Origin of the sequence: Pseudomonas sp. Sample_9, from assembly GCF_004307535.1 — a bacterium.
Classification (GTDB): Bacteria; Pseudomonadota; Gammaproteobacteria; order Pseudomonadales; family Pseudomonadaceae; genus Aquipseudomonas; species Aquipseudomonas mercuritolerans.
Window position 1 is genome coordinate 1 of the sequence record NZ_RAZO01000229.1, and the last position, 9,451, is coordinate 9,451.

The window sequence follows — 9,451 nt, forward strand, 5'->3', positions numbered from 1 at the left end:
CGGCAGAAATGGAACTGCCGGCCCTGTGTGTTTTTGCAGTGCGGCCCGGACGCTGATTGTCAGGGCTACCCGCTCTGTACAGAAGGAGACGTTGAATGCCTTATCAGCCGAATGACCTCTTGAGCCGTCATTTTCAGGAAAGCGGCGACCTCATCAGCCAGGTCGAAGCACAACTCAACCATGTTTCCGCCAACAGCCCGAACATCCCCATCTACCGCGACATGATCCTTACCGTGCTGCGCATGGCTCAGGAAGACCACAACCGCTGGAATGCCAAGATTACCCTGCAAGCCCTGCGTGAACTTGAGCAGGCGTTCCGTGTACTCGAGCAATTCAAAGGCCGGCGCAAAGTCACCGTGTTCGGCTCGGCACGTACGCCAGTGGAACATCCGCTATACGCGATGGCCCGCGAACTCGGCGCAGCGCTGACGCGTGCGGAAATGATGGTGATCACCGGCGCTGGCGGCGGCATCATGGCCGCCGCCCACGAAGGAGCCGGGCGTGACCACAGCCTGGGCTTCAACATCACCCTGCCCTTCGAACAACATGCCAACCCGACCGTGGATGGCACCGACAAGCTGTTGCCGTTCCACTTTTTCTTCACCCGCAAACTGTTCTTCGTCAAAGAGGCTGATGCGCTGGTGCTGTGCCCGGGCGGTTTTGGCACCCTTGATGAAGCGCTGGAAGTGCTGACGCTGATTCAGACTGGCAAAAGCCCGTTGGTGCCGGTGGTGTTGCTGGATGTTCCGGGCGGTACCTTCTGGCAGGGAGCGCTGGACTTCATCCGCAATCAGCTGGAAGAAAACCGCTATATCCTGCCGACGGATATGAAGTTGATGCGCCTGGTCTACAGCGTTGAAGAAGCGGTGGAGGAGATCAATCAGTTCTATAGCAACTTCCACTCCAGCCGCTGGCTCAAGCGGCAGTTTGTGATCCGCATGAACCACAAGCTCAGCGATCAGGCTCTGGCGCAGATGCAGGAAGAGTTCGCCGATCTGTGCCTCAGCGACCAGTTTCATCAACATGCCTACAACGGTGAAGAACACGACGATGCACAGTTCAGCCACTTGGCGCGATTGGCGTTTGCCTTCAACGGCCGCACCCACGGTCGACTAAGAGAGTTGGTGGATTTCATCAACCTCCCGGAAAACTGGGCCGATTCAAAACCGCCCACTGCACAACGCTCACGCGAGCCTTCCAACGTAATTTGAAGGCAAAAAAAGGCCCGCTATTTTCTAAAAAATAGCGGGCCTTTTTTGTTGAATCGGTTTAATCGTCCATCCCTCGACCGCTGAACAAGCGGTTGATCATCTCCATCGAGAACCCCCGATACGCCAGAAACCGGCCTTGCTTGGCCCGTTCTTTCGCATCAATCGGTAAATGTCCGGAGAACTTGCGTTGCCACGTATCCTGAAGCTGCGCCTGCCAGTTGATACCGCTTTCGCGCAGGGCGATTTCGATATCGGTACGTTGCAAACCTCGCTGGCTGAGCTCCTCGCGAATTCGCAGAGGGCCATAGCCGGAACGGGCGCGGTAGGAAACAAAACTTTCAAGGTAACGGGCTTCGGAAAGCAGCCCCTCTTCCGTTAAACGGTCGAGGGCTGTTTCGATCAGCTCCGCCTCGGCGCCGCGCTGACGCAGCTTGCGCGTCAACTCGACTCGACCATGCTCGCGACGTGCGAGCAGGTCCATGGCGGTTCGCCGCACCGCGACGAGGGTATCAAGTACAAGAGTCATTCAATGACTTCAAACGTCGACATCGGCCTCAGCCATGTTATCGACCTTGTCCCGGGAGGCCAAAGCCTTGACGTCTGCCACTGGTGCCAGCAGCTTGTCACGCAGTTGCTTCTCAAGCTTCGCGGCGATTTCCGGGTTGTCCGCCAGGAACTTGGCCGAGTTCGCCTTGCCCTGACCGATCTTGGTGCCTTCGTAGGCATACCAGGCGCCGGACTTCTCGACAAAACCGTGCAGCACACCCAGGTCGATCATCTCGCCGTTAAGGTAGATGCCTTTGCCGTAAAGAATCTGGAACTCGGCCTGGCGGAACGGCGAAGCCACCTTGTTCTTCACAACCTTGACGCGGGTTTCGCTGCCGACCACTTCGTCGCCTTCTTTCACCGCACCGGTACGGCGGATGTCGAGACGAACCGAGGCGTAGAACTTCAGCGCGTTACCACCGGTGGTGGTTTCCGGGCTGCCGAACATCACGCCGATTTTCATGCGGATCTGGTTGATGAAGATGACCAGGCAGTTGGCGTTCTTGATGTTACCGGTGATTTTACGCAGCGCCTGAGACATAAGACGTGCTTGCAGGCCGACGTGCATGTCGCCCATTTCACCTTCGATTTCAGCCTTCGGCACCAATGCCGCCACGGAGTCGACGATGATCACGTCAACGGCGTTGGAGCGCACCAGCATGTCGGTGATTTCCAGGGCCTGTTCGCCGGTGTCCGGCTGGGAAACCAGCAGGTCGTCAACATTGACGCCCAGCTTGCCGGCGTACTCTGGATCAAGCGCGTGTTCGGCGTCGACGAATGCGCAGGTCGCGCCGGCTTTTTGCGCCTGGGCGATCACGGACAAGGTCAGCGTGGTTTTACCGGAGGATTCAGGACCGTAGATTTCAACAATACGGCCTTTTGGCAGACCGCCGATGCCGAGTGCAATGTCCAGACCCAGAGAGCCAGTAGAGATGGCCGGGATCGCCTGACGGTCCTGATCGCCCATACGCATTACGGCACCCTTGCCGAATTGACGTTCGATCTGACCCAGGGCCGCAGCCAAGGCTTTCTTCTTGTTGTCGTCCATTAAAGTCCTCACGTAATCAATAAGGCCTGACGGCCAACACCTGTATAAGTAGCCAGTATTATTCCACAGCGTTCGAAGATCGCCTACCCCTGATTTTCGATTTCTCGTGCCGCTAGTCGCACAAGTCCCTCTAGCGCGGCCTTCACCGTTTGTCGGCGGACTTCATCACGGTTGCCGGCGAAGTGCTGAACCTCGCTGGAAACCGCGTCGCCAACGCCCCAGGCCAGCCACACCGTGCCCACCGGTTTGTTCGGCGTGCCACCGTCGGGGCCGGCGACACCGCTGACCGCCACGGCAAAATGCGCCAGGCTGTGCTGCTGCGCACCGCGCACCATGGCCTCGACCACTTCGCGACTGACCGCCCCTACCGTCTCGAACAAATCGCCCGGCACATCCAGCTGCCGGGTCTTCTGCCGATTGGAATACGTCACGTACCCCGCTTCAAACCAGGCCGAACTGCCGGGAATCCGCGTAATCGCTTCGGCGATCCCGCCGCCGGTGCAGGACTCGGCAGTGGTGACGTGGGCATTGAGCACTTGCAGACGTCGGCCCAGTTCTGCGGCCAGTTGAGTGGTCTCTTTCACGGCGAGCTCCAGATCGTGTGGAATGCCTTCACCGTACACGAGCCGGCCATGCTTTCAATACACAGAATCATTCAAGATGTTCGGGCGCCAGCGCTCTGACATAGGCCTGACAGGCCTGCAAGGCAATCAGTGCGCGGTCGCCGGTGTCGGTGATGGCGATAATTCGTTGAGCATGCGCCGGGTCAAGTCGGGCGCGTACGGTTGCAGAATCCACGCCGCCGGTGCCGGCGGTGGCTGGCAGCGCACAGCCGTGGGCAACGTCGCCGGCGTCGACAAGGACTGACAGGCGCACATCGGCAGTAGCAAGGCGATCGCGCAGGCGATCCTGATCACGTTGGGCATCGCTCAGCGCTCGATAATGAGTTTGTTCACTGGCCGCGAGCCGTTGCTCCAGCGCCAGGCGTTTATCCTGCTCGGCCTGTTGCGCGGTGGCGGCGGTCTGCGTCAGTTGATTGAGGGTTTCGGCGTTTAACCGCCCCTGCTCGGCCAATTGCCGCCCGTAGCGCCAGTCCTGCAATTGCCATGCAGCTGCAAACGCCCCGGCCACAAGCAACATCAGACCAATCACGCGCCAGGAGCCGGACATAGCACCGCCCTCGCCCGCGCCCAGATCTCGAGGCGATCCTGCAAGCCGTTCAACCCGCCGTTGATGCGGCGGGTGATGGTGTTGAACTGGTCCGCATCCGCCAGTTCATTCAGGCCCTTCTGCGCCCAGAACCACGCCGCCGATTCCGCCGCCCATTGCGGTTGCTCGAGCAATTCGGGTAACGACAAAAGACGCTCATCACCAAACAAGCCGAGGCTGCATTGGCGATAGTTGGCGCGACCGGTGATTTGTATGAGCCCACGCCCTCGGTATTTTTGCCCGTCGCCATCCGCCTCGGGCGTATTGCCCAGACGCAGCGCCAGGGTGCCGGTGTCGTATTTGCTCAGGTATTGGTTGTTGCCCAGTTCACGCACGTAACGCAATTGGCCCGACTCGTGACCGACCTGGGCGAGGAACGCCGCGATACGTTTCGGCGTATCGATGCGCTGCCTGGCCATAGCGGTATTGAGCGGCGAAACAAAAACGCCCGCTTGGGAGCGGGCGTTGGGCATGATGTCGATAAGGTGTTTTTCAGTTATTTGCATGATGCTTGATCCTCCCTGGATATGGCCCCGATTGAATCACGGCTGGCGACTGATGCCTGCCAGCCATTTCTTTCTGGAGTTTTCAGGCAATAAAGTCCTCGATCACGCTGCTTCAGATTGCAGCAGCCAACCACCCCGGAGCCAACGGCCGGTACTCACTGAACGGAAAGAATGATCCCTGCGGCCAGTCACGCAACTCACGACGATAGACTTGCAATTGTGCGTATTGCTCGGTAGTCAGCGTGGTACCGCCGCCGTCCTCGAGTTCGTCCCGGTCACGCGCCACCAAACCGTCAGTGGCGGCCAGCTGGGCTGTGCGCCAGGCGCGCTCGGCGTCAGCGGCTGCATCCGGCGAGGGTGGCGGTGGATCGACCAGAATCGGGTAGCCGTTCGCCGCACTCACGCCAATCATTTTTGGAGTGACCGCCAACTGTTGCAGTAATGAGATCCAATAGCCCTGGGGAATCTCGATTACGTCATCGGGAATGTCCGTCGAGTTGATACCCGGCACATACGCGCCCTGGGTGCTGGCGCTGAATAAAACAGTGAAGGGGTTCATTCAGTAGCCCTTTGCAAAATAATTCACCGACCAACCGGCGCTGACTTGACCAGCAGCATTGCGGATTCTCAGCGTGCAGCCCTTTGCGCTGTATGCCGTTACCGCAACCATCGCCGCATCGCCTCCCGTATGTGTTGCTACGAGCGAGAAATATGCCTTGGGAAACGTCATCGGAAATGTCACGTAGACATCCCCCTCGGCGTTCGATACCCCCGTGCCCCACTGATCGATATTGCCACTGGCGTGTTTTTGATACCCGGGATTGCTGACCATTCCGGAAAACAGTGCGGCATATTTCAAACTGGCGGTCCCGTAAACCGTCCAGATGCCGCTCTCTTTGACAAAGTTGGCGCTCTCCCCGCTGTTCATCACAATCGAGGTCAGATAGGCGCCTTGGGGGCTGATCTGCGCACCGGACTTACTCGCAACCGTGACCGGTGCGCTGTTGCGGCAGTGCAGGCCAATGCTCGCACCGTCAGGTACCGAGGCCACGTCAGGCAGGGTAACGATATAGGAAACGGTCCCGCCCATTCCGATCGAGCAGCCGATATCAGCGATCGATAGTTGCGTTGCGGCGGATATTCCCCGTGCACTTGCGTAATTGCCTAACGCACGCTGAACAAACTCGGCAGTGGCCACTGACCGACCTTTATCAAACTGGGCGGCAGTCAAAAACAGCGCCGGGCTGCGAAGTGCGCCCAGCAATTGATCATTGGTCGTCTCGTCCGGCGTAATACCTGCCGCCTGCACAACGCTCAGAATTTCCTGCGTTACACCATTGCCCCACACAGCAGGAATCAGCGAGCCCGGCGCTCCGCTTGCAAGGTTTTCATCTACGAACCTGCCATTGACCAGTCCGATATTGGGCACACTCTTTGGATAATCCATTTCCAGTCTCCGGCTGTTATTCGTTCGACGCCGAGAGTGCACACAGCCGGCCCGGCCCTGCGACCGCTCTGCAAACAGCAAAAATGCTGCGCAGGGTTCCAAGGGCTATGTACTCGGCTCCTCCACCAAACATTCAATCAGGCTGCGGTGGCCAATCGATCGCGCGAGGGAAAGCGGGCTGGCTTTCGACTCTGGAAAGCAGTACCCGGTACTTTCTCCAGAGATCAAGTTGCGCCTGAGTCATCGGCAACTGCGTGATTTCCTCATCAGTGGCCATGCCCAGCGCCTCGGAGTCCTGCAGAGTGCTCAAGTCACCCTGCAACTTTGCGATCATCGATGAAGCCAGCGCCGAGAGCGCGGAAGATTTCATGCGCATCGCATCTTTCAGTTGTTCTTCGTCGGGTTCGGCGATGTCGCCGTATTCCAGCGCAACCGCCCGTTCAAACAACTCTCGACCGTGAGTCTCCGGATCTTTCGGCGAAGCCGTAAACGGTACTTCACCCAACGAATCTCTGGTTTCTTCGAAAGTCACCAACAGGTTCAACGAGGTATGTTCCACGTCGTTCCAGCAGGGCTGACGCGCACTCAGAATTGTCATCATTTCAATAAACCCTCAGGCATAGAACAGTGGAGTCAGGGCTGGCACCGTCGGCATTTCGGATAGCCCCCATGATTCGCCAGGTGCCGGCAGGGGCGCCGCCCCAGGCAGAGCCGTCAGTGGCCGTGAACCGGCAGTTGACACCGGCAGCAAGTGCGCCCGGCCCTGTAGCGCCTCCTCCGCCAACGACCAACAAGGCATAAGAACCGACCACGCCTGCTTCGGCGGTTGATTGCGCAGCGACCGCTTTGGCATTACCGATGCCGTCGGTCCAGATGCTGCCCAGATCAGATGCATCGACTTGTACCCGCAGAGACGAACTGTCAGCAGCCCAGCCGATCATTACCGTATTGTTCGACTGGAAGTTTCCTCCGCCCTGGCGAACCGGTGTAAACCCCAGACGGGGCTGCAAAAGATAGACGCCGTTATCGGAAGTACGCCGCATATAGGGCTGATTCGGATCATTACTGGCAAACCCTGCCCAGGTAATGCCGTCACTGAGCACGCGAGCACTGACCTGGCCGGTGATCTCGGCACGCGTCATGCCGTCCGTAATGCCATAGCCCGCAAGCGTCGAGGCACTTTTCGCCAGCATCACGACTTCGTTGCTGTTCTTGTTTCGCATATACGGAGAGGCGGAGCTCCCACCTGCGAAACCGGCCACCGAACATGTATCCGAAGCGATTTTGGCGTCCAGCAAGCCATTCGTCGCACTCTTGCTGTAAACGTCCGCGACATTGGCCTTGGTCCCAGGGTCAAAGTTGGCCGAACACCACAGGTTGCCAAAACTGGTGGCGTCCACCTGGATCAGGATGTTCTTGCCGTCCCAGCCAATGGATACCGTGTTGCCAAGTTGCCCGGCGCCACCGCCCTGTTTCACAAATGCGCTGTTGGCAGCCACTTTCGTGTACGCATCCGTGATGCCGTAGCCATCAAGGCTTGTCGGATTGGAGCCGGCTGTTACTTGCCCCCGTGCATTGACCATGACCTTGCGGTATTCGCCAGATGCGACGCCGGTGTACCCCGCCAGCAATTCAAACGTCAGCGCAGTGGTACCGACCTTGATCGGACCTGGCGTGGTCAGTTGCCAAAGGCGAGACCTGTTCACTAGACCTTCATCGGTCGCAATGATGAAACTGCTGGTCACCTGATAGTCCTGCGCCGCATCCACTGCGCGCGACCATGAGCCGGCAGCCACCACGTAAACACCGTTTTGCGATGCATTGGCCTGATCTTTCACCAGCACTCGATCTGCCACAGCCAGTTGTACACCGTCGATATTCTGCAACCCGCTGAGGGCAATCGTTCCCGTGGTCGCTACCCGCACCGAATTCTTGAAGTCATGAGCGGCAAAACTCTGGATAGCTTGCAGCAACTGCGTTGAAACATCTTCCTCGGGCTCCATCCCCGCCGCTTTGATCACGTTCAGGATCTCTTGGGTAACAGCATTGCCCCAAGTTGCCGGAATCAAAGAGCCAGGTGTTCCTGCGACCGGGTTCTCGTCCACAAACTGTCCATTAACCAGCCCGACACCGGGGGTGTTTTTCGGGTAATCCATACTTTCTAACCTCTAGTCATAATTGATGTGCGCGCGGGTATGCGCGGGTGCACTGCGATGGATAAGGCACTCCAGGGCGCTACCGGGATTTACACCAAAGCGCTCGCCCCAATAACTGGCGCCGAAACGCCGACCGATGAATTGCCGACCACCGGTATTGAGCGTCCACATGAACTGCGCCTGCCAACTGCCAAAGTGCCCATTCCCAAAACGTGAGCGCCCCATTCGTGGTGCTCTGAGCTCAGTCACGGTGGCGTTGGGATAGCCTTGAGTTCTGGCGATTTCGACGAAGTAGCCTATGGTCTGGCTGCCGACTGCGAGCAGGCGTCGGCGCACCGCCAGACGACGGTCGTCGAACAAAGGCTTCTGTCCAAGGCAGGGATCAGGCAAGTTCATGACCCGCTCCCAATCGGGAACCAGCTCGCTGACGCCGGCAGGATCCATTTCGTTTTGCAGGTCAACGGCGCGGGCGTCCAGACGTGACAGCTCTTGGGAAATGCCCTCGATCACTGCACTGAGTTCCGGCACTCGCTCCGGATCCCAGGCCGGACCACTGGGCAGCAGGTTGCGCAACTGGGCCTGATACTGCACCGCAGTTCTTATGCCTCCCATATGCAACCCCCGAAGGTCAGCAACTGGTTCTCGGTCGGCACGACATTGCCGACGGGCGCAATCAGTTGGTGGTCGTACTCGCCGGCGGCGCTGCTGATCGCTTCGCGGATATGGCTTTGCAGCAAGGTGTCGCCCAGACCGGCCTCGCGGTTGTGCAAGTCACGCAGTTGCGCTTGCACCGCGGCCCGCACGGCGCTGGTATCAGGACTCAGGCGTAATTTATAGGTGACCGGGACCTGCTCCGGAGCCAACACATGCACTTCGGCGGTCATCGGACGCAGGGGTTCGATATAGGCCTGAACCTCGGCTAATTGCTCAGCCCCGGGAATCGGCTGCGTATCGTCATCGCGCATGATGAACAGGCTGACAATACCCATCCCGCCATCGCCACCACGGCACCACGCCCGGGTCACGCCCGGCACTTCCAGTGCCCAGGTTTCGTAGTCGCTGGCCGCGCCTCCGTGGGGAATCACCCGATAGGAACGAATGACCCGCGAACGCAGCGACTCGAGGCTTTCGCGGGCCACGCCACCGCTGAGGCCCGGCGCCAGCACCACAAAGCTGCTGCCGACAATGCCGGCAATCGGTTGCACCGGCGTCAGCGCCAGACCGGCATCGGCGTTGCCGAGGCTGCCGGCCTCCAGCGCCGCAATCGTGGTGCTGTTGCTGCCATTGACCGTGGTGCGCGCGGTGGTGACTTTGTAAGTGCGGCCATC

The 9,451-nt window shown here is 59.0% G+C and carries 12 protein-coding genes; 1 reads left to right on the forward strand and 11 read right to left on the reverse strand.

Annotated features, from left to right (window positions below; genetic code table 11):
• Window positions 1–95: 95 nt before the first annotated feature.
• Window positions 96–1,211, forward strand: coding sequence for a TIGR00730 family Rossman fold protein (locus D6877_RS13095; RefSeq protein ID WP_130911061.1), 1,116 nt, complete (start codon window positions 96–98; stop codon window positions 1,209–1,211).
• A gap of 58 nt (window positions 1,212–1,269) precedes the next feature.
• Here the strand turns inward: D6877_RS13095 and recX are convergent, their stop codons facing one another.
• The 11 genes from recX to D6877_RS13150 form a co-directional block, all read right to left on the reverse strand.
• Window positions 1,270–1,737: a recombination regulator RecX gene (recX, locus tag D6877_RS13100; protein ID WP_130911062.1), complete on the reverse strand. Its 468-nt coding sequence runs from the start codon at window positions 1,735–1,737 to the stop codon at window positions 1,270–1,272.
• Window positions 1,738–1,746: 9 nt separating this feature from the next.
• Complete coding sequence (recA, locus tag D6877_RS13105) at window positions 1,747–2,805, reverse strand: recombinase RecA (RefSeq protein ID WP_130911063.1); 1,059 nt, start codon at window positions 2,803–2,805, stop codon at window positions 1,747–1,749.
• Between the two features lie 83 nt (window positions 2,806–2,888).
• Complete coding sequence (locus D6877_RS13110) at window positions 2,889–3,389, reverse strand: CinA family protein (protein WP_130911064.1); 501 nt, start codon at window positions 3,387–3,389, stop codon at window positions 2,889–2,891.
• A gap of 67 nt (window positions 3,390–3,456) precedes the next feature.
• Window positions 3,457–3,975, reverse strand: a complete 519-nt coding sequence (locus D6877_RS13115) for a lysis system i-spanin subunit Rz (protein WP_130911065.1) — start codon at window positions 3,973–3,975, stop codon at window positions 3,457–3,459.
• On the reverse strand, window positions 3,954–4,520 hold the full coding sequence (locus D6877_RS13120) for a glycoside hydrolase family 19 protein (RefSeq protein ID WP_130911066.1): 567 nt from the start codon (window positions 4,518–4,520) through the stop codon (window positions 3,954–3,956). Before D6877_RS13120 ends, D6877_RS13115 begins: the two co-directional genes overlap by 22 nt.
• A gap of 112 nt (window positions 4,521–4,632) precedes the next feature.
• On the reverse strand, window positions 4,633–5,079 hold the full coding sequence (locus D6877_RS13125; protein WP_130911067.1) for a phage tail assembly chaperone: 447 nt from the start codon (window positions 5,077–5,079) through the stop codon (window positions 4,633–4,635).
• Window positions 5,080–5,967: a phage tail protein gene (locus tag D6877_RS13130; RefSeq protein WP_130911068.1), complete on the reverse strand. Its 888-nt coding sequence runs from the start codon at window positions 5,965–5,967 to the stop codon at window positions 5,080–5,082.
• Between the two features lie 133 nt (window positions 5,968–6,100).
• Window positions 6,101–6,568 carry a tail fiber assembly protein gene (locus D6877_RS13135; RefSeq protein WP_241662895.1) on the reverse strand — a complete coding sequence of 156 codons (468 nt, stop codon included), beginning with the start codon at window positions 6,566–6,568 and terminating at the stop codon, window positions 6,101–6,103.
• Between the two features lies 1 nt (window position 6,569).
• Window positions 6,570–8,123, reverse strand: coding sequence for a phage tail protein (locus D6877_RS13140; protein ID WP_130911069.1), 1,554 nt, complete (start codon window positions 8,121–8,123; stop codon window positions 6,570–6,572).
• A gap of 12 nt (window positions 8,124–8,135) precedes the next feature.
• Window positions 8,136–8,735 (reverse strand): putative phage tail protein, encoded by a 600-nt coding sequence (locus tag D6877_RS13145; RefSeq protein ID WP_130911070.1) that lies wholly within the window; start codon window positions 8,733–8,735, stop codon window positions 8,136–8,138.
• A partial coding sequence (locus D6877_RS13150; RefSeq protein WP_130911071.1) for a baseplate J/gp47 family protein occupies window positions 8,723–9,451 on the reverse strand: 729 nt, incomplete at its 5' end. The genes D6877_RS13150 and D6877_RS13145, both read right to left, overlap by 13 nt.